This is a genomic window from Nostoc sp., assembly GCF_036919815.1.
In the GTDB taxonomy this organism is placed as follows: domain Bacteria; phylum Cyanobacteriota; class Cyanobacteriia; order Cyanobacteriales; family Nostocaceae; genus Nostoc.
The window spans coordinates 14649-32786 of record NZ_JBALCE010000003.1; the positions used below are offsets into that span (position 1 = coordinate 14649).

23 protein-coding genes are annotated in these 18138 nt (G+C 41.5%); 13 read left to right on the plus strand and 10 right to left on the minus strand.

From position 1 onward, the window contains the following. Positions 1 to 3: 3 nt before the first annotated feature. The 5 genes from V7K15_RS00265 to V7K15_RS00280 form a co-directional block, all read right to left on the minus strand. Positions 4 to 501, minus strand: a complete 498-nt coding sequence (locus tag V7K15_RS00265) for an LptA/OstA family protein (RefSeq protein WP_334901954.1) — start codon at positions 499 to 501, stop codon at positions 4 to 6. Positions 502 to 756: 255 nt separating this feature from the next. Further along, on the minus strand, positions 757 to 1149 hold the full coding sequence (locus tag V7K15_RS00270; RefSeq protein ID WP_334901956.1) for a DUF309 domain-containing protein: 393 nt from the start codon (positions 1147 to 1149) through the stop codon (positions 757 to 759). Next, positions 1146 to 1511 carry a ferredoxin thioredoxin reductase catalytic beta subunit gene (locus V7K15_RS00275; RefSeq protein ID WP_334885197.1) on the minus strand — a complete coding sequence of 122 codons (366 nt, stop codon included), beginning with the start codon at positions 1509 to 1511 and terminating at the stop codon, positions 1146 to 1148. Before V7K15_RS00275 ends, V7K15_RS00270 begins: the two co-directional genes overlap by 4 nt. Positions 1512 to 1665: 154 nt before the next feature. Beyond that, positions 1666 to 1752, minus strand: a complete 87-nt coding sequence (locus V7K15_RS29885) for a pentapeptide repeat-containing protein (RefSeq protein WP_442949634.1) — start codon at positions 1750 to 1752, stop codon at positions 1666 to 1668. An 89-nt stretch (positions 1753 to 1841) separates the two neighbouring features. After that, positions 1842 to 3023, minus strand: coding sequence for a DUF58 domain-containing protein (locus tag V7K15_RS00280; RefSeq protein ID WP_334901958.1), 1182 nt, complete (start codon positions 3021 to 3023; stop codon positions 1842 to 1844). Positions 3024 to 3321: 298 nt separating this feature from the next. Here V7K15_RS00280 and V7K15_RS00285 point away from each other — a divergent pair, with 298 nt between their 5' ends. Then, positions 3322 to 3765, plus strand: a complete 444-nt coding sequence (locus tag V7K15_RS00285; RefSeq protein ID WP_334901962.1) for a DUF29 domain-containing protein — start codon at positions 3322 to 3324, stop codon at positions 3763 to 3765. Positions 3766 to 4002: 237 nt separating this feature from the next. On the opposite strand, the gene V7K15_RS00290 is transcribed toward V7K15_RS00285, so the two are convergent. After that, positions 4003 to 5706: an alpha/beta hydrolase gene (locus V7K15_RS00290; RefSeq protein ID WP_334901964.1), complete on the minus strand. Its 1704-nt coding sequence runs from the start codon at positions 5704 to 5706 to the stop codon at positions 4003 to 4005. 313 nt (positions 5707 to 6019) lie between these two features. Between V7K15_RS00290 and V7K15_RS00295 the strand changes: the two genes are divergently transcribed. From V7K15_RS00295 to V7K15_RS00305, 3 genes are read left to right on the plus strand one after another with little or no spacing between them, the layout of a single operon-like run. Continuing rightward, on the plus strand, positions 6020 to 6616 hold the full coding sequence (locus V7K15_RS00295; RefSeq protein WP_334901966.1) for an IS607 family transposase: 597 nt from the start codon (positions 6020 to 6022) through the stop codon (positions 6614 to 6616). Then, entirely contained in the window at positions 6588 to 6704 is a 117-nt protein-coding gene (locus V7K15_RS00300; protein ID WP_334901968.1) for a helix-turn-helix domain-containing protein, read from the plus strand. Before V7K15_RS00295 ends, V7K15_RS00300 begins: the two co-directional genes overlap by 29 nt. Further along, a complete protein-coding gene (locus tag V7K15_RS00305) occupies positions 6692 to 6907 on the plus strand; it encodes a zinc ribbon domain-containing protein (protein WP_334901970.1) in 216 nt (71 codons plus the stop codon). Before V7K15_RS00300 ends, V7K15_RS00305 begins: the two co-directional genes overlap by 13 nt. Positions 6908 to 6950: 43 nt before the next feature. On the opposite strand, the gene V7K15_RS00310 is transcribed toward V7K15_RS00305, so the two are convergent. Further along, on the minus strand, positions 6951 to 8285 hold the full coding sequence (locus tag V7K15_RS00310) for an HlyD family secretion protein (RefSeq protein ID WP_334901972.1): 1335 nt from the start codon (positions 8283 to 8285) through the stop codon (positions 6951 to 6953). A 922-nt stretch (positions 8286 to 9207) separates the two neighbouring features. Here V7K15_RS00310 and V7K15_RS00315 point away from each other — a divergent pair. From V7K15_RS00315 to V7K15_RS00350, 8 genes are all read left to right on the plus strand, one after another. Beyond that, complete coding sequence (locus V7K15_RS00315; RefSeq protein WP_334901974.1) at positions 9208 to 9513, plus strand: hypothetical protein; 306 nt, start codon at positions 9208 to 9210, stop codon at positions 9511 to 9513. 32 nt (positions 9514 to 9545) lie between these two features. Then, positions 9546 to 9839, plus strand: coding sequence for a hypothetical protein (locus V7K15_RS00320; protein WP_334901976.1), 294 nt, complete (start codon positions 9546 to 9548; stop codon positions 9837 to 9839). Between the two features lie 105 nt (positions 9840 to 9944). Continuing rightward, positions 9945 to 10259, plus strand: coding sequence for a hypothetical protein (locus tag V7K15_RS00325; RefSeq protein WP_334901977.1), 315 nt, complete (start codon positions 9945 to 9947; stop codon positions 10257 to 10259). A 577-nt stretch (positions 10260 to 10836) separates the two neighbouring features. Next, positions 10837 to 11103: a hypothetical protein gene (locus V7K15_RS00330; protein WP_334901979.1), complete on the plus strand. Its 267-nt coding sequence runs from the start codon at positions 10837 to 10839 to the stop codon at positions 11101 to 11103. Between the two features lie 217 nt (positions 11104 to 11320). After that, positions 11321 to 13465, plus strand: coding sequence for a peptidase domain-containing ABC transporter (locus V7K15_RS00335; RefSeq protein ID WP_334901980.1), 2145 nt, complete (start codon positions 11321 to 11323; stop codon positions 13463 to 13465). A gap of 342 nt (positions 13466 to 13807) precedes the next feature. Next, complete coding sequence (gene glmU / locus V7K15_RS00340) at positions 13808 to 15160, plus strand: bifunctional UDP-N-acetylglucosamine diphosphorylase/glucosamine-1-phosphate N-acetyltransferase GlmU (protein ID WP_334901982.1); 1353 nt, start codon at positions 13808 to 13810, stop codon at positions 15158 to 15160. A 47-nt stretch (positions 15161 to 15207) separates the two neighbouring features. Further along, on the plus strand, positions 15208 to 15339 hold the full coding sequence (locus tag V7K15_RS00345) for a hypothetical protein (RefSeq protein ID WP_334901984.1): 132 nt from the start codon (positions 15208 to 15210) through the stop codon (positions 15337 to 15339). 44 nt (positions 15340 to 15383) lie between these two features. Then, complete coding sequence (locus V7K15_RS00350) at positions 15384 to 15806, plus strand: DUF29 family protein (RefSeq protein WP_334901986.1); 423 nt, start codon at positions 15384 to 15386, stop codon at positions 15804 to 15806. A gap of 210 nt (positions 15807 to 16016) precedes the next feature. On the opposite strand, the gene V7K15_RS29890 is transcribed toward V7K15_RS00350, so the two are convergent. From V7K15_RS29890 to V7K15_RS00360, 3 genes are read right to left on the minus strand one after another with little or no spacing between them, the layout of a single operon-like run. Continuing rightward, positions 16017 to 16193: an NACHT C-terminal alpha/beta 1 domain-containing protein gene (locus V7K15_RS29890; RefSeq protein ID WP_442949635.1), complete on the minus strand. Its 177-nt coding sequence runs from the start codon at positions 16191 to 16193 to the stop codon at positions 16017 to 16019. Beyond that, positions 16163 to 17017 (minus strand): NACHT domain-containing protein, encoded by an 855-nt coding sequence (locus V7K15_RS00355; RefSeq protein WP_334902030.1) that lies wholly within the window; start codon positions 17015 to 17017, stop codon positions 16163 to 16165. The genes V7K15_RS29890 and V7K15_RS00355 overlap by 31 nt, the downstream gene beginning before the upstream one ends. Next, the gene (locus V7K15_RS00360; RefSeq protein ID WP_334901988.1) at positions 17014 to 17655 is read right to left on the minus strand and encodes a helix-turn-helix transcriptional regulator; all 642 of its coding nucleotides are present in this window, start codon (positions 17653 to 17655) and stop codon (positions 17014 to 17016) included. Before V7K15_RS00360 ends, V7K15_RS00355 begins: the two co-directional genes overlap by 4 nt. Positions 17656 to 17734: 79 nt before the next feature. On the opposite strand from V7K15_RS00360, the gene V7K15_RS00365 reads away from it, so the two are divergent. Next, complete coding sequence (locus V7K15_RS00365) at positions 17735 to 18112, plus strand: DUF4258 domain-containing protein (protein ID WP_334901989.1); 378 nt, start codon at positions 17735 to 17737, stop codon at positions 18110 to 18112. Positions 18113 to 18138: the final 26 nt, after the last annotated feature.

The following is an 18138-nucleotide window of genomic DNA, read 5'->3' on the forward strand; positions in this document are numbered from 1 at the left end:
ATGCTAATTAGAAGGTTTGAATGCTGGTGTCTGTGGGGCAGGCTTCGCAGTTTGGCCATCATTATTTGATTCCTGGATCATGTAGATGGACTCTACCTGACGGTTGGATTGGGGTAAGGCAACAAATCGCCCTTCGTCAATTAAATAAGTTACCTTCTCTGCTCGGATACTGTTACCGCCCTGTTGCAAAATATAGACATTGCCACTGAAATCAATTCGGCGTTCTTTACTAAAGTACTGTGCTTGGACAGACGTTGCCTGAATCTGGCGAGCCGGATATGACATTTGCACATTACCGCGAGCGGTGATTACTTGATTTTTAGCGTCATATTCTTGCACATCAGCGCGGATAGTGAGGGGACGATTTGCCCCAGATGTTTGTGCAGTAGCGGTTTGTAGTTGGGTAGGGAAGACGAAAGCGCCCAAGAGTGCAACTGGCAGAATTAAAGCTAATCCAAAGCGGCGCATTTGTGATATGGGCAATTGATAGCAGGGCATCATAGCAATTTGGGATTTAGGATTTGGGCTTATATTCTAATTATCTCAAGTACTTTATCCAGACTATGAAATATCCAATCTGGAGTGATTTCCGATAACTACTGGTTGAAATAGTGACGCTACCCCCAACCTCAAGGTTTCAGGTAATTGGCATAGAAGTGAAAATGACGTAGGCACAATTCATGTAGCTTTAGCTTCCCGCAGGGTATTGTGCCTACCAGGGATTTGCGGCAACGCATAATTAATTTCACCAGATGTCTAATCAGTAGTCAGCACAATTCTAGGCAAAGATAAGACTTGATTTTCACCCAAATCACCAGATGTAATCTTATCTGGCCCTATTTGTTGTAATGTCGTCAACAACAGTGCGTTCTGACTCAATAACTCATCTACATCAACGCCGCCGTAACTAGATGGGTAACGCCGCAGGCGATTGCCGCCTTCTCCAAGTAGAATTACTGCACCTCGCCAGTTACGATTCTCCAAATGATACAGTGCCACAGCAATCTGGAGAATGCCTTGATAAAAGGTTTTTTCTGGTTCGCCAGCTTCAATCCACAAAGCCTCTAAGGTGTCATGACAGGCATAGAACTGACCAGAATTGAACTGTTCTACGCCTTGCCAAAACTCTTGGGGCAGGATTTCGCTCATCCCATGCTCTCTCGTACTTCTTTGATTGTTTCGAGAGATATGTCTTGTTTTTCTCCAGCAAACTCGTTGTCAGGGGTGAGGAACAACATGCAATGGCACTCTTTGCGTTCTCTCATGGGTACACAAGGACAGTTCCAATATGTGGCGTGAACCTCAGCTTCTTTATCTTCGTAGTGGCGACAAGGACATAAGGGCGCACCTAGATCGTCTTTATGTTTGGCTAGTCCTTCAATCACAACTGCGGTGACTGAAGGTTCAGAACAGAAATATGTTCCAGTACGCTTGGCGTATTGTTCGGAAAAATGCCGCATTGCCTCTAGGCTTTTATCGCTGGATTTTGTGTTATGTTCTGATGTGATCATGTCGCTCATAATTTAAATATTTCTTTGCATTGTACCTCAGCCTCACTAAGGGATTACTGGGTGTATTTCCCCAACTTTACCTGCTCAAATTGTTTTACTTTGCTCAAAGGCTGATATGTCCGGTGTGCTGGGATCAGACAAAATCTCAGAAATCTCACAAGCTTAAGTTCGTATCACCAAGGATGGCACTGCTGAGATTAGTCTTGCTTAAATTAGAATGGCTAAGGTTGGCTTTGCTGATAAAGCGAGGCTTTAAAAAAGATTCAGGGTCAGCATCTTAATTTTTCTCTCCTCAGAGACATAAAAGAGCGCTAAGGACTCCATCTGCTACTAAGAATTTAATGTTTTTTGCAGTTGGGGTTGCAGAGCGCTTAGGCGTAGCCCGTCGGAAACATCGTTTTGCAAAACTATACCAGGGTGTTCCCAATTGATTACCTCTGGTTCTGCTGGTGAGGAAATATTTGGCCACAAAACCCAGCGACTGCCCTGAGGAAGAGTAGCAAGGCTCTGGGGGTTTTGAGTCAGCCAAATCAAAGGGTAGTTTTTAGGAACTACTGAACTAGCATCTTCTAGGGCTGTGGTTGCTGCTAAGGTTTCTAAAACAAAGCGATCGCCTTTGATTAAATCTGTTGATGCTGTCCAGAGTTGCACCTCTAATTGCTGTTGCTGTGCGTAAAAATACAGCGAGGCGGCGGCAATTACTGCTTGTTCAAAGTTTTCATCTTCCCAATTGCTAGCACTGTCAAGGGCAATAACTATTTCTTGTCCACCTGTCACCATTTCTAACTCTCGCACCCTTAATTCGCCATAACGGGCGCTAGTCCGCCAGTGAATCAGACGAGTCGGATCTCCGATGCGGTAGGGACGGAGCGATCGCACCAGCCCCGTTGTCGCTGTCTGCAATGGTCTACCACGGGCATCGCCCCTTTTGCTCTCTTCTTGCCCCATTTCATCGACTAAGGGGCAGATAACCAAGGGTAACACTGTCGGATAGACGATCGCCATTGCAGCACAATCACGCTGACGGCGACACCAGAACAATCCTAAAGGCGCACCAGAACCTAGTTCGACTGTGTGCCAGCGATAAACGCCCCGGCGCTGGGTAGGATGGTAATATACCCAACGGTAACTACCTTGGCTAGGAATTGTTTCGATTGCCTTTTGTACTGGTTTGCCTAAGACGAAGGGTAGTATATCCTCAACTTGCAACAAGCTGACAGGCTGCTGTGTCTGATTGCAGATTTCTAATTCCACCGTCAGATCATCGCCGGCTGATACAGGTTGGATGGGACGGCGGGTAATTGATAGACCTGTGAGCGATCGCGGTGGTAAGATAGCTGCTACACCCAAAAGGGCAAAACTGATGCCACTAATGGCGTACAGCCAACCAGCCATCGTATTGATACCTGCTCCAAAAAAACAAATCGCGGTTGCTGCTAGTACCCAACCGCCATAAGAAGGGGCACAAGCGCGGGTTTCTAACCAATTGGTGATGGGTTTGAGGATTTTCATGTTTCTTTTTTAACCCAATACCACCCGAAATTCACAGTGTCTCAGAGGTTCGCCAAAAAACCTTTAGTTAAAAAACTCAGCGCAATATCAACAGCGAGGAGCGATGTCTACGATGGTCACTGAGCTTTGTCGTACCACTGTGCGGGCTACGCCGGAGCAATATGTATGATTAAAATATGGAATGAAGGTGGAAGATTCATCAATGCAATTAGTTAGTCGGGAGCATATTGCGATCGCTTCTGATCTGCGGAGTCGTTGTATATGATTAAATTATGGAATGTAGGTATAAGGTAAAAATATGACAATTATTACCAACTTAAAACAACTCTATGAAACCGATGAAAATTTATGGTTAGAAGAAACTATTGAATTATTAAAACAAAAACAGTTTAACAAACTTGATTTAGAAAACTTAATTGAGGAATTAATCAGTTTGGGTAAAAGAGATTTAGCTAAAGCCAAAAGTCTTTTAAGGCAAATTATTATTCATATATTATTACTCCAATATTGGCAGATAGAATATGAAAGAAACTATCGTCATTGGATTGGAGAAATTAAAACCTTTAGATATGACTTAAATAATCATTTAACGGCTAATTTAACAAAAAAGTTACAGGATGATTTAGAGAATATTTATCAAAGTGCGGTTAATTTTGTGAAAATTAAAACCGATTTAACTATTTTTCTAGAAAAGTGTCCTTACACTCTTGTAGAATTATTAGATGAAAATTATTTACCTTAAATATATCAGTTGATCAGCTAATCTCAAATTAACTTGGCACAATGCGATAGCGAAGCGCTGCTACGTTCGCGTAGCGTCTCGCAGAGAAGCGCAGATCGTAGATCAATTACGTCGCCGTGATCCACTACATTTGCGGCAAAAATAGAATGCGTTAGCCTAACTTACCGTAGGTATCGCTTTTTGTCAGAATATCTGAGTATTTTAGCTGATTGACAAAAGGCGCTTTATCTTAACCTCTCACGGATGGGTAGGGATAGGTTGAGGTTTTGATGGTTTGACTGACGGGAGAATTGACCCATTCCAAATTTGATTGAATTGATCTGCTGACAACGATTGTAAAAGACTGAGATTAAGCGGCTCTTTACTGATGAATTGAGCGTAGGAAGGCTGCAAATAGGAGCGGTATTCAGGGCGGTTCAGGAGATGGGTTTCCAAAAAAGCGACGCTGAGGGCGTTGAGATAGGAATAAACAGGAGCACGATTGGGGCCTAGCAAGGCAGGTGGCACAGGTAACACATCATTTTGAGAAGTAGATTCTCCGATCGCCGAAAAGTGGGTGGCGTTTTCGATCAAAGCTAGGTATTTATTGGGATCAGAAAGCCAGGTGAAGGGGCGAATTTGCTCAGATACGGGTGGGGCGAAAATATCTTGACTACCTGCTACCAGCATTACCGGAATTTTAATTTGACTTATTCCGCCCTCACCCAAAATTGAACTGTCAATGGGATTAATCGCAATAATGGCCTTGATGCGATCGTCTTTGAGTTCGTAATTTTTTGGGGGTAACTCAATTGCTTGACACTGCAAAGCCAGCGACAAGTTAAAGGATAAATTATCAGGATTACAGTCTTGCCTGAGTTGGTTAAAGTTAATCTTTGCTCCTGCTAGAGTCAAAACAGTATAACCGCCCAAGGACTGACCAATCGCCCCAACTTGCTCAAAATTGAGTTTTCCTTGGAGGGTAGGATCAGATTTTTCCAGTCGTTCAAGTTCATCGAGTAGATACTTAATATCCAAAGGTCGGTTGATAAATTCTGCTGCGTCTGGCGGCCCTGCCAAACCCGCAAAGTATTGCTGAAAGCGTTGGGCATTACTACCAGGGTGTTCCAGTACAGCAACGGCGAAACCATAGGATGCTAGATGTTGAGCCAGGTAGACAAAGGTAGAGCGGTCTGAGGCAACGCCATGAGAAATTACAATTAGGGGAAAGGGAGGCGACAGAGAGTTGTGAGTTGTGAGTTGTGAGTTTTGAGTTGCAGGCACATAAATATCCACGGGTAAACGGCGTGAGCGAGAAACGTCATTTAACTCGAAGCTTTTTTTATCCCAGCGGAATTTTCCTGGCGATCGCAAATCTGGCAGTTGGAAGAAGTCAGTAGTTGAATTGGCTGCTTGAGCGATCGCTTCTTTTTCAATAGAGGCAACAACTTCATCCTTCTTTTTGAGCAATTGTGACAAGTCATCGACTATCTTTAGCCCTTGTGTGAAATTCACCCGTATAGTATTGCTAGGAAATTTCCGCAGCAAATTCACAACTGTTAAACCCTTTTGATCAGCAGCAGACAAAATCAAAGAGGCACGTATGGCATAGAAGCCGTTCTTTCCAGACTGAGTGAGGAGTAATTTTCCCAGCTGTTGCATCAGCTGCTCGCCTATAGGTGAGTAAGTAACTTGAGATACTAGTGTAGGAGTGATATTGAAGCGTTGCTGGAGTAGATCCCGCAGTTGAGCGAGTTGTTGAGGAGTAGCACGACTAGCATAAAATGAAAAGTCCTGATCGATTTTGCCTTCTTTAGCAAAAGTTTCTAGCGAGTCCACGGATAAGTAGAATTCGCCGAAGGGAGGGTAATAAAAACTAATGCGTTCAGCTCCCAATCCGGGAGTAGCAGTCAAAAACGTAGATAGCAAACCTAAACCCAGGTATCTCAAAAATTTTTTCATTAGAAAAACCCACTGTTTAAGTCTGTCAAACAATATTTGGGCAGAGAGTCAAGCGGGGCGGGATCTATCACCGCTTTCCTGTTTACACACGTTAGAAGCACAAGAAAGCAAGTACTTACAGCCATAGTTTCGCACATATGCAATAACCGACAGTGAATTAAATTTCGGGATGGTAAGTTAGCACACCTAGCTATGCACCCCTACTTATAAGAATACTCGCTGAAAAAGAAAGTGCGTTCACCCCATCGATGAAAACGGTTAGAAACTAGTTAGCGTTACGCTAACAATCGCTTATGTATGCTTACATATACATATGGCATACATACCACTCAGAAAAGCGGTCGAATTTCTGGGATTGCACCCTAACACTTTGAGGAAATATGCAGACGAGGGGAAAATCAAAAGCATCAAAAACGCGGCAGGGCAAAGGCTCTATGATGTCGAATCCTACGTGCAGAGCGAGACAGATGGAGTTAGCTTTATTTGCTACTGCCGAGTTAGTTTCTCAAAGCAACGAGACGACCTTGGACGCCAAGTCGCCTATATGCAATCCTTGTACCCCGCAGCAACTATCATCAAAGACGTTGGTTCAGGCATCAACTTCAAGCGCAAAGGATTGCAATCCTTATTGGAACGCCTTATGCGAGGCGACAAGTTTACGCTTGTTGTTGCCTGTAAAGACCGACTCGCAAGATTTGGATTTGAACTTTTTCAATTCATGGTTGAGCAAAACGGTGGACAAATCGTGGTTCTCGACCAGACTATATACTCTCCCGAATCAGAACTTACCCAAGATTTACTTTCAATCTTGCACGTCTTTTCCTGTAGAATACACGGACTCAGGAAGTATTCTAAGAAAATCAAAGAAGATTTATCTCAGGTTGAGACCACAACAGAAAGCGACGATTAAGCAGTGGTTTGGAGTGTCTCGTTTTGTCTATAATACAACCATCAAATTGTTGCAAGATGGTGCAATAAAAGCAAATTGGAAAGCATAGATGTCAACGAAGCGTACACATCTAAGACCTGTAGCTGGACTGGAGAAATCATCAAAAATCTAGGCGGGTCTAAAACTATCAAATCTCCATCCACTGGTCAAAAAATGGACAGAGACTTGAATGGTGCCAGAGAGATTTTCCTTCGGGCATTGGTTGATACTCTTTGGTTGCAAGAAAGCTTGATAAATCAATTTTCTGGCTAACTTATGTATTTGTTTACAAACATTAGCAAAAAAGTATCGGAGCCTACAAATCTGTTAGCAGCCTTGCTTTTCTGAGAATAAATGTAAGTAGAGTTTCTTTTTTGGAAATGATATCAGCTGTAACTTCCATCCCTGGTTGAAGGGGATAGGATTTACCACCCTTTTTTAAATAAAGTCTCTCTGCCTCAATTGTCACCTCATAGTAAGGCGCAATTGCAACGTTGCTGTTACCTTGAGATGTAATCGCATCGGCACTAATACCTCTGACAGCACCTTTGAGGGTGCCATAATCTGGGTATGGATAGGAAGAAAACCGCATTTGTACTTCTCCCTCTGGACATTTTGTGACTTGTACGACTTTACATACCTTGACTCTACTAATATCAGAAGCGGCAACACGGCCTTTGATTACTAAAGGGGCATTGTTGGGGGCAATTTGAGCGATCGCATCCCCAGCACGGACAACTTGCCCAGCATTTCTTAATTCTAGTTTGAGGATAGTACCTGCCTCTGAGGTACGAATTACAGTTTTTTGCAGTTCGGTAAAGACTTGTCTAAGTTCTTGTTGAGCGCTGCTAATTTGGTTTTGGATTTCAACTTCACGCCTGATGATTTCCTCTTTGTCTTTGTTCAATTGAGCGAGGGTAGACTCACCCTTTGTGAATTCTTGGGCAATGCGTTCTTGGGCGATCGCCACATTAGCATCACTGGGATTCTGTCCAGCTTTAGCGTGTTCAAGTCTCGCAGTTGCAGCTTTAAAAGCTTGTTCTTTTTCTTTAATTTGGAGAACGGCGATCGCCCCTGTATTTCCCAACTGCTGATATCGCTTCAGTTCCTCTCTAGCTAATTCAACAGCCGCTTCTATTTCTTGTACGTCTGCCTCAGTAGTGATTTGCTTCTCTTGATAGTCTCTTTTGTTGCGAGTGAAGTCTGCTTTGGCGGATGAAATCGCCTGTCCTGTTGCATTGGATTCAGCAGTCATTTGGGCTTTTAGCGCTTTAAGTTGTGCATCAATTTGCGCTCGTTGTAACTGATTCTGCTGGATATTGCCGAGTATTTGGCTTTTTTTACTTTGCAATTGGGAGTTGTCAATCAGTGCGATCGTATCTCCCTTTTTTACAACCTGATTTTCTTTCACCTTGATGCTGATGATTGTTCCCTCGGCTGCTGCTTGCACTAACCGTATTTCTCCGGTTGGGCGGACGGTAGCATCAGCCTTCACGATTATATTGTATTGAATGATACTAGTAATTCCGAAGGTAGCGCCAACACTTCCAATTAAAAATATCCCTCCCAACCTTGTCCAGATGCTGATTGGCGGAAGATATTCGTCGTTTTGGACTAGGCGGAGAAAGTCTGGTTGGGGGTCAATGAGCATGAAGGCTAAAAAACATTTTGGTTGTGTAAATAATCTAGCAAAAAAATCTACCTAGCGTTAGGGTGACGACCAAGATTTAGGGACATCCAAAAAATGAAAGCTCTCTTCAATTTCAATGATATTTTTGCCAAAAATCCCATAATTATGGCGTTTTTGCTTTCCAGGGCGAAAGCGGCGGCTTTTTTTTTATTACTGATAAATACCTTGCCTGGATCTAGTTAGTATGTAAATATAAGGTTTGTATACAGCTAAGTTTAAATAACAATTAGCGCATTTTACTGCGCTCATCAAATCTTTATAATTTTCCTCTAAAATTTTATCCTTTCTTTATTTATTTACAAATATTTTGTATAACAAATCAAGCTTTTTTGTCATCAATCAATAATTAAGCAACTTTAAGCGTTTTTATATTAAAAGAAATTATACTAGTCAAATTTTACCTTGTATAAAATAGTGCAAAAATAATATTTTTATGTAGAAATACTTATTCGGCAATGCAGAATCCCAGTCTTGAGTTTTATAAAATTATTTAAGTATACTTTCTGGAAATATGTTGTATATTTACTTTATTATATCTTTAAATTCTGGGGATTTCCGGTGTTTTCTCAGTATTAATACGTAACAGAGTTAACTTATACATTTCTGGGAAAAATTCAGTTTTTAGATCGCCATAATTATATTAATACTTGATAAATCACAACTTATTTTTTAATTAAATTTGTATAAATACTAACTATGTAGTATATTTTCTGAAGAGGTGTAATACATATTTCTTAAAAAATTAGTTGCTTGACCTTTTGAGTAAGAGCCGTATAATACATTTAACGACACGAAAAAGTTACTAAATATACTCTTTACGTGTATATCTATTAACTTTGAGGTGACGTGACTTTAATCCCAATAATCAAGCGAGACTAAGACTATGCAAAGCACATTGTTCACCACATTGACCGCCAACGAAGAAGCTAGTTTGTCTGGTGGTAATTATAAGAAACCAGTAAAACCAGTAAAGAAGCCTGTTAAAACCACCAATACTACTACTAAGACTACTACCATTACACTTACTGGTGGTAATGGCGGCACTGGTGGAGTTGGTGGAGTTGGCGGACCTGGCATCTCAAATACCAGCACTGGCACTGTTAGTGTTAGTGGTGGCACAGTTACTGGTGGAGTTGGTGGAGCTGGTGGAGCTGGTGGAGATGGTGCCCCAGCCGTTTCATTAGGTTAATCTCAACAATCAAGCAAGCGAGAACTAAGACTATGGAAAGCACATTGTTCACGACATTAACCGCCAACGAAGAAGCCAATTTATCTGGTGGAAATAAGTATTATTGGAAGAAACCAGTAAAGACTACCACTACTACTACTACCACTACCATTAAACTTACTGGTGGTAATGGCGGCGCTGGTGGACCTGGTGGAGCTGGCGGTCCTGGCATCCTAAATAGCGGCAGTGGCAAAGTTAGTGTCACTGGAGGCAAAGTTACTGGTGGAGCTGGTGGAGCTGGCGGAGCTGGTGGAGATGGTGCCCCAGCCGTTGCATTAGGTTATTAAGTTAATCCCAACAATCACAGCGAGAACGCCGAACTGGTGCAGATAGTGCGCCAGCAATTGCATATTAGTTTAATCCCAACAATCAAGCAAGCGAGAACTAAGATTATGGAAAGCACATTGTTCACCACATTGACCGCTAACGAAGAAGCCAATTTGTCTGGTGGTAATTGGTATAAAAAGCCAGTAAAGCCAGTAAAGAAGCCTGCACCTGTTAAAACCAGCAGCAGCACCACTACAACTACCATTACACTTACTGGTGGTAATGGCGGCGCTGGTGGAGCTGGTGGAGCTGGCGGCCCTGGCATCCTAAATAGCGGCACTGGCAATGTTAGTGTTAGTGGAGGCACTGTTACTGGCGGAGCTGGCGGAGCTGGCGGAAAAGGTGGAGATGGTGCGCCAGCCGTTGCATATGGCTGGTAGACAAACTTATGAGGTTGAGTAGAAGGGAAAGACTAAACGTAAAGACACTATTAACCGCGTCTTTAGTCGGATAAAGTGTCCTAAATAAACTACCCTGTTGAAGCAGGTGAAGTTACTTTTTGGCAACAGATTAGCTGTGTTGGTTATCGCAGTTATTCTAGCATACGTTTCTGACTACCCAAATACTTTTCTTCAACAAAGTTAATAAAGTCTATCAACGGTTGCTAGTATGCAACTGTTGATAAACTTAATTGTTTATTTTCCCTAGTTGACTACTCAAGGTGAGCAGTCAACTAGGGAAGTAAGCGCCACTATTTGATTAAGTCAACCAGATTCATCACAATCTAGTAATTTTTGAAAGATAACGAAGCTGTTTTTACTTCACTTACTCTAAACGAATAAGCAAGTATGTCTAATTGCTTGGAGTAAGTGAGGTAAACATACCAAAATTGCCGATATTTTCTCTGTTGATATTATACAAAATATAGCGATTTTGGTACGTAGTACATCTCGTTATCTTAACTGAAAGCAACTTTCTAAAAACTTCAAAACTGATAATTAGCAACTTAGGTTAAGTATGAAAAGCGCTCAAACATCTTCAATGTTTACCTCACTAACTGAAACCGAAGAAGCAAGCCTCTGTGGTGGTACGGCTATCGTTAGTATTACTAAAGGTACTGTAAAAAAGGGAACAACTGGGAAAAATGCCTCATCTGGTAAAAAGGCATCATCTGTGGTAGTAGTAAAAAAAGTAACGGTCAAATCAACTACAACTAAAGCTACAACTACAATTGCAAGTACACCAAGTGTGGATTTAGACTTTCTTCTAAGTAGTTTATTCTAGTATGAAGATAGATGAGAATGAGCAGCTAGTCGGCATTGATGTTTTCAGAGTGATTCACTTTTAGTAAAGACTTGAGACCTGGTTTTATGCAATTTAAATGCTGATTAGCTTAGTACAACTAAACTCTTGGTCAAATCTTTAACCACGCAGGGACAGAACCCTGCTATTTTTTTATTTATAGGTTTTGTCACAATGTTATTGGGTATTAGAGTCTGAAATGAAATACCAAGTTGTTACACAACATAGTGAAGAAGATTGTGGAGCTGCTTGTCTTGCTTCCGTTGCCAAACATTATCGGCGTAACTTTACACTAAATCGCATCCGGGAAGCAGTAGGCACCGGGCAATTAGGAACAACATTGTTGGGATTGAGGCGGGGAGCCGAGGCGCTTGGTTTCAATGCGCGTTCGGTTAGGGCATCAAAAGAAATATTAGACAAAATAGACCAAGCACCACTACCAGCAATCATTCACTGGAAAGGCTACCACTGGGTTGTTTTGTATGGTCAGAAAGGCAAGAAATATATAGTTGCCGACCCAGCAGCTAACATCCGTTATCTCTCTAAAAAAGAATTAATAGATGGTTGGCCGGATATGGTGATGCTTTTGCTAGAGCCAGATTCGGTTCGCTTTTATGCTCAACCGGATGATAAAATAGGCGGTTTTGGGCGCTTTATGCGGCGTGTATTGCCTTATCGAGGCATACTATTGGAGGCTTTTCTGTGCGCCATCATTATCGGTCTGCTTTCTTTAACTTCTCCAATCCTGCTGCAAATTCTGACAGATGATGTACTGGTTCGGGGTGATACCAAGCTGCTTGGTGCTTTGATTATTGCCGTTGTGGCAATGAATCTGGTGTCAAGTAGTCTGCAACTATTTCAATCTAATCTCATTGCTCATTTTGCCCAACGGCTTGAGTTAGGGCTAGTTCTGGAATTTGCCAGAACAATCCTGCGGTTGCCTCTGACTTACTATGAATCACGTCGCAGTGGCGAGATTGTGAGCAGATTGCAAGATATTGAACAAATTAATCAGTTAGTCACCCAAATAGTTGTCAGTCTGCCTAGCCAATTTTTTATTGCGGTGGTTTCTTTAAGTTTCATGCTGTTCTATAGCTGGAAACTATCCTTGGTAGCCTTCGTGATTGCTATTGTCATGAGTTCATCTACGGTTGTTTTCCTGCCTACACTTCAACAGAAAGTCAGAGGTATATTAGTTTTAGACGCAGAAAACCAAGGTGTTCTGGTTGAAAGCTTTAAAGGCGCGCTGACACTGAAAACTACTACCGCAGGTCCGCAATTTTGGGAAGAATTCCAGAATCGATTTGGTCGGTTAGCAAATCAAACATTCCGCACAATTCAGATTGGAATTATTAACAATATCTTTTCTGGGTTAGTTTATGCTATTGGCAGTGTTTGTTTGATTGGTTTCGGCAGCACTTTAGTTATTAGTAAGGAACTCAGCATCGGTCAACTGCTCGCATTTAACGCGATGAATGGTAATTTTTTGGCATTCATCGGTACTGTGATCGGATTTATAGATGAATTAACGCGTGCTAAAACTGCCACCGAACGCTTAACAGAAGTTATCGATGCGACACAGGAAACTCAAGGCGATACTAACAAACCCTTTGCTCAAATTCCTAGCAATGCTAATATTATTTGCACAAATCTAAACTTTCACTACCCCGGAAGGTTAGAGTTATTGCAAGATTTCTCCCTAACTATTCCTGGGGGTAAAGTTATTGCCATAATTGGTACATCTGGCTGTGGTAAGAGTTCTTTTGCTAAACTGCTCGCCGGATTATATACACCTATTTCTGGCAACATTCGCGTTGGTATTTATAATCTGCAAGACCTAGCGCTTGATTGTTTGCGGCAACAAGTTGCTCTCGTTCCTCAAGATGCTCATTTTTGGAGTCGCTCAATTGTTGAAAACTTCCGGTTAGGTTCTCCTCACGTCACTTTTGAGCAAATTGTCACCGCTTGCCAAATTGCTGAGGCAGACGATTTTATTAGTAAACTACCTGAAAAATATCAAACTGTATTAGGTGAATTTGGATCAAATATTTCTGGTGGACAACGCCAAAGACTGGCTATAGCAAGAGCGATCGTTAACGATCCACCTGTGCTGATTTTAGATGAATCAACTGCTGGACTCGATCCAGTTAGTGAAGCTCAAGTTTTAGATCAACTGTTGTTCCACCGCAAAGATAAAACTACGATTCTGATTAGCCACCGTCCTAGAGTAATTAGCCGTGCTGATTGGATTGTGTTGCTTAATCAAGGCAAGTTGCAAATTCAGGGGACTGTGGAAGATTTGCGTGCCCAACCAGGAAACCATTTAGACTTTTTAACCCCTTAATTAAGTAAGTAGGCGTGAAAAATTAAGGGTTTGTAGTAAGCTGTTCCACATTTAACTTGCTCCCATTAGGGCGGGCAAGATGCCCACCCCACAAGAGTTCTGTTTAATTCGGTTATGCAAATTAGATATTTTTCAGCTTAGTTAGTGCGCTGATGGAGGAAACCCCATCAGCGCACTAACGTTAGGGAGTCTTGTCTACACCACGCTATTCGCTAAGGATCGTGAAGTTCTTCCAACTCCTTTTATATTTCAGTCTTCTATGATTAGCTGGTATGATTTGAGCCGACATCTTAAAGTACCAACAGCATTAATCACAATTTCACTGATAGCTGATAGCTAATTATGGTAGTTGTAGCAATTCTAGCGGCGGGACGCGGCACACGGATGAAATCACGCTTACCCAAGATTTTACATTCTTTGGGTGGGCGATCGCTAGTAGAGAGAGTTCTCGAAAGTGTAGAACCACTTTTGCCCTCACGGCGAATCGTGATTGTGGGCTATGAGTCCGAGGAAGTTAAAGCCGCGATGCATTCAATTCCCAGTTTGGAGTTTGTCGAACAAACTGTGCAATTGGGAACAGGTCATGCCATCCAGCAATTACTTCCTCACTTGGAAGATTACACTGGGGATTTACTGGTACTTAACGGCGATTTGCCGTTGATACGCACCCAAACCCTCCAGCAGATGTTACAAACTCACGCCCAAAATCAAAACGCCGCCACTATTCTCACCTCGCACCTATCCGACCCCACAGGCTACGGGCGAGTTTTTTGTAACGATGAAAATATTGTGCAGCAAATGGTCGAACATAAGGATTGTACTGCTGCCCAAAGACAAAATCACCGGATTAACGCTGGAGTTTACTGCTTTCGCTGGCCAGATTTGGCAAAGGTGCTACCCCATCTACAGGCAAATAATGCCCAAAAAGAATACTATCTCACCGATGCCGTGACTCAGGTGGGACAAGTGATGGCAGTGGATGTGGAAGATTACCAAGAAATTCTCGGCATCAACGATCGCCTGCAACTGGCAACAGCCTACGAGATTTTGCAAAAACGAGTCAAGGAAAAATGGATGCTGGCGGGTGTCACTCTCATCGATCCTACAAGCATCACCATTGATGAAACCGTGGAATTACAGCCGGATGTAATTATTGAACCCCAAACTCACCTGCGAGGAAATACGGTGATTCAAACCGGAAGTCACATTGGGCCGGGGAGTTTAATTGAAAATAGCCAGTTGAGTGAAAATGTCACTGTACAGTATTCAGTAGTAATAAATAGTACTGTGCAAGCCGGAAGCAGAATTGGCCCCTATACCCATTTGCGCGGTCAGGTACAGGTGGGTGCTGGTTGCCGTGTGGGGAATTTTGTGGAATTAAAAAATACGCAATTAGGCGATCGCACGAATGCAGCACATTTGTCGTATATAGGTGATAGCGTTGTTGGCAATCAGGTGAATATTGGTGCCGGTACAATTACTGCCAATTATGACGGCGAGAACAAACATCGTACCAAAATAGGCGATCGGACAAAAACGGGTTCCAATAGCGTTTTAGTGGCTCCAATTACCTTGGGTGATGATGTCTACATCGCAGCTGGTTCGACGATCACAGAAGATGTTCCTAATGATTCTCTAGCGATCGCGCGTAGTCGTCAGGTAGTGAAATTAGGTTGGCGGAGGAAGAGTCAATAAAGCGATAATTAAATCATCAGATTAGCTGATTTAACTAGAGGTAAAACATGAGGAAAACAAAACAACTTACCGCGATTATTGAGCGTGAGGAAAAGGGCTATATGTCGCTTTGTCCAGAATTAGATATTGCTAGCCAAGTTATAAGACAGGAACTTCAGTTGCGGGCGGTTTATGTCTAGAACGAAATAGCCTTGACATCAGAGCAAGACAAACAAAATTCATTATGGAAGAACTGCTAGAAATTAGGCAACTTCTAGAACAAGGCAAAATCCATGAGGCGCTGCTGTTGGTGGATGAGTTAGAAGAAATGAGCCTCAGTGACAAAATCAATAAAATTGATAGTTATGGTGTGATTCTTCTCATCCATTTAATTAAACAAAAGGCTGAAAAACGTTCTACTCGCTCTTGGGATGTTTCGATAGAAAATGTGGTGCGTGAAATCAACAAAATAAACAAGCGCCGCAAATCCGGTGGTTTTTACTTGAATCAATCAGAATTAATGGATATTCTGGAACAAGGATATCAAGTAGCATTGAAAAGAGCGGCACTAGAAGCTTTTGAAGGGCGTTATGAAACCCAAGAATTAGCTGCAATGGTTGAGGAGCAACAAATCTTAACTCAAGGGCTTGAATTGATTCAAAAATAACCCTGAGCTTTATGTGGAAAAGCCTACGAAAGACCTAACCCCCTAGCCCCCTTCCCGTGTCGGGAAGGGGGAAAATTCAAAGTCTCTCTCCTTGTAGGAGAGAGATTTAGAGAGAGGTTTTCCAGATCCCGTGAAAAGTCAGTTTAAGAAGTCGGGGATCTGCGAGTTGCAATTCTCAGAAATCAAAAAGGATACTGTTATCTCAATTCTTTATTCAATCTCATTAATCCAGCTTTGAATAGCATTGAGTAAATTTGGCTGGTTAGGTGGAAAACCTCTTAATGGTGCGTCTAATGGCTGGTCAGTGATAAAGGCGATATGTAATACATCTATTAATTTACCGCAGAAGGAAATAATTATTTTATTTGGTTTGCGGCTAATTTGAATAACCTCTCACCCATTTCTTCAACTGCTAAACTTCGCTTTAATCTAAATTTCAAATCGCTCTTAATTCCCGCTAAAGCTAATTTACCTAAAGCTTGGTGTAATTCCTTCTTTAATTGATATGAATTGATTACATCAGGAACTAATTCGGGTTTCCATTCATAAAAATAACGAGTGAATATTTCATAAAATTCAGCTTTAGTTTCTGGTAATTCTCCTTGCTCATCTTGATAAAAAATTTGACACAATAAAGATAATCTCAAAGGATTGGTAACTAATTCACTAATCCGCTCTTTTCCAGGTTCTGTTAATTTCCCTTTTAGTTCTTCACCTCGCTGTATATTCCCAGCACAGGTAAACCATTTATCAATAAATTTATTAACTTGTTCTGGTTTAAATTCCTGGGTTTTATAGGTATCAAAACTAGGCAATATATTATTATTTAGACTTGCATCCCAAACATTTAACCGACAAGTCAAAACTACCCGTGCTTGTCCTAACCAGTTTGTCAATTCTCTAGAAATTTTATTTAATGCTTCTACAGGTGAAGATTCCCCCATTTCGTCTACACCATCTAACAATAACCAAACACCACTTTGATAGAAGCGTGTGATTAACTGATTTTCTATTTCTGAACTAGGAATAAATTGAGGATTAACCAATCTCATTGCATCTGGAAGCCATTTTTTGAGTAAATAATCCTCTAAGGTTATCCCTTGCAAACTACCGAGAGATATAAAGATGGGTAGGTGTTGGGTATTTTCTTTGATGTGTGAAGCGATCGCACTTAGTAAAGTAGTCTTCCCTGCTCCCGGTTCCCCAACTATAGCAACGTGCTTGTTTTCCCCACAGGACTTTGACTTATTAGCTCTTCCAGAAAATCATTATGTTCGTAGGTTTTGGTAATGACTTCCTTTTCTAGCTGATAAACCTGTCCTCTATCAACATTCTCATCCCGTCGTTGTTGCTGTTTGCGTTCCACTAAACCCAGTAGTACATGAACATTTACTTCAAATCCCATTTCTGAGGCTTTGCGTCTGATGCGTTGCTGTTCTTGCTGGTTGTCTAGCATCGTGTGGCAAAGTTCCCACCAGTCAATTCCTAAATTGCCACTATCCTGATTCCATTCTTTCGGTGAAATAACTTCTAATGGGTCTAAATTCAAAGCACCAGTAATCCAAATTACATGAGGTTTACTAATTGATTCTCCTTTCAGGAACCGTTTGACTGTACTGAGACTTGAGCCAGACTTCTTTACTAGGTCTTCTTGTGTCCAACCTTTTGTGTATGGATCTCTGTCCTTTTCTAGTTCAGCCATTCTGTTGATGACTTTCTGTAATCCTTCAGGCGTGACTCGAATACTACCCGATGTATATGCTGTAGTCATGGGTAACAGGTGATATTTAGGACAACTAACAGCATCATAGTCAATTAAAAATAAAATGAACAGTTCAGAATAGTTCACTTCAATCTGAACTGTTCTGCTCTGGATTATTAGTTGCAATCTAGATATTCTCGAATCATCAACTTAAAGACAAAGCATTATGAATACTCACAAAAAACTAAATCAGATATTCCAGAGTGATGAAAATAAAAATAAACTTGGCACACTCAAAGTCAAAATCAATCCTAAAGACCATAACCATACAGAAAGACGTCAACAACAACGAGCAATTAATGAAACGATGATGAACATCGCTCTCTTATATGGTGAAAAAGACTTTCATTGTCGAGATATTAGGTTTACCCTACTCGATAAAAATTTGCGTAATACTGTTTATGCCCCATTTATAGATGAACTTCGGGGCTTACGAGTTATATGTAAAATAGGACTTCCTACCCCAGAAATTATTACTGTTTACTGGCACAACAAAACAAAACGAAAAGTTCGCAGATCAGCACATCAATTTTTGAATATTTAGGATAATGAATCAGCGTCAGGACTTAC

What these genes read in the sequence shown, in the direction of transcription:
- V7K15_RS00265 (WP_334901954.1), bottom strand. Translation starts at nt 501, where the DNA reads ATGATGCCCTGCTATCAATTGCCCATATCACAAATGCGCCGCTTTGGA.
- V7K15_RS00270 (WP_334901956.1), bottom strand. Translation starts at nt 1,149, where the DNA reads ATGAGCGAAATCCTGCCCCAAGAGTTTTGGCAAGGCGTAGAACAGTTC.
- V7K15_RS00275 (WP_334885197.1), bottom strand. Translation starts at nt 1,511, where the DNA reads ATGATCACATCAGAACATAACACAAAATCCAGCGATAAAAGCCTAGAG.
- V7K15_RS00280 (WP_334901958.1), bottom strand. Translation starts at nt 3,023, where the DNA reads ATGAAAATCCTCAAACCCATCACCAATTGGTTAGAAACCCGCGCTTGT.
- V7K15_RS00285 (WP_334901962.1), top strand. Translation starts at nt 3,322, where the DNA reads ATGACAATTATTACCAACTTAAAACAACTCTATGAAACCGATGAAAAT.
- V7K15_RS00290 (WP_334901964.1), bottom strand. Translation starts at nt 5,706, where the DNA reads ATGAAAAAATTTTTGAGATACCTGGGTTTAGGTTTGCTATCTACGTTT.
- V7K15_RS00295 (WP_334901966.1), top strand. Translation starts at nt 6,020, where the DNA reads ATGGCATACATACCACTCAGAAAAGCGGTCGAATTTCTGGGATTGCAC.
- V7K15_RS00310 (WP_334901972.1), bottom strand. Translation starts at nt 8,285, where the DNA reads ATGCTCATTGACCCCCAACCAGACTTTCTCCGCCTAGTCCAAAACGAC.
- V7K15_RS00315 (WP_334901974.1), top strand. Translation starts at nt 9,208, where the DNA reads ATGCAAAGCACATTGTTCACCACATTGACCGCCAACGAAGAAGCTAGT.
- V7K15_RS00320 (WP_334901976.1), top strand. Translation starts at nt 9,546, where the DNA reads ATGGAAAGCACATTGTTCACGACATTAACCGCCAACGAAGAAGCCAAT.
- V7K15_RS00325 (WP_334901977.1), top strand. Translation starts at nt 9,945, where the DNA reads ATGGAAAGCACATTGTTCACCACATTGACCGCTAACGAAGAAGCCAAT.
- V7K15_RS00330 (WP_334901979.1), top strand. Translation starts at nt 10,837, where the DNA reads ATGAAAAGCGCTCAAACATCTTCAATGTTTACCTCACTAACTGAAACC.
- V7K15_RS00335 (WP_334901980.1), top strand. Translation starts at nt 11,321, where the DNA reads ATGAAATACCAAGTTGTTACACAACATAGTGAAGAAGATTGTGGAGCT.
- glmU (WP_334901982.1), top strand. Translation starts at nt 13,808, where the DNA reads ATGGTAGTTGTAGCAATTCTAGCGGCGGGACGCGGCACACGGATGAAA.
- V7K15_RS00345 (WP_334901984.1), top strand. Translation starts at nt 15,208, where the DNA reads ATGAGGAAAACAAAACAACTTACCGCGATTATTGAGCGTGAGGAAAAG.
- V7K15_RS00350 (WP_334901986.1), top strand. Translation starts at nt 15,384, where the DNA reads ATGGAAGAACTGCTAGAAATTAGGCAACTTCTAGAACAAGGCAAAATC.
- V7K15_RS00365 (WP_334901989.1), top strand. Translation starts at nt 17,735, where the DNA reads ATGAATACTCACAAAAAACTAAATCAGATATTCCAGAGTGATGAAAAT.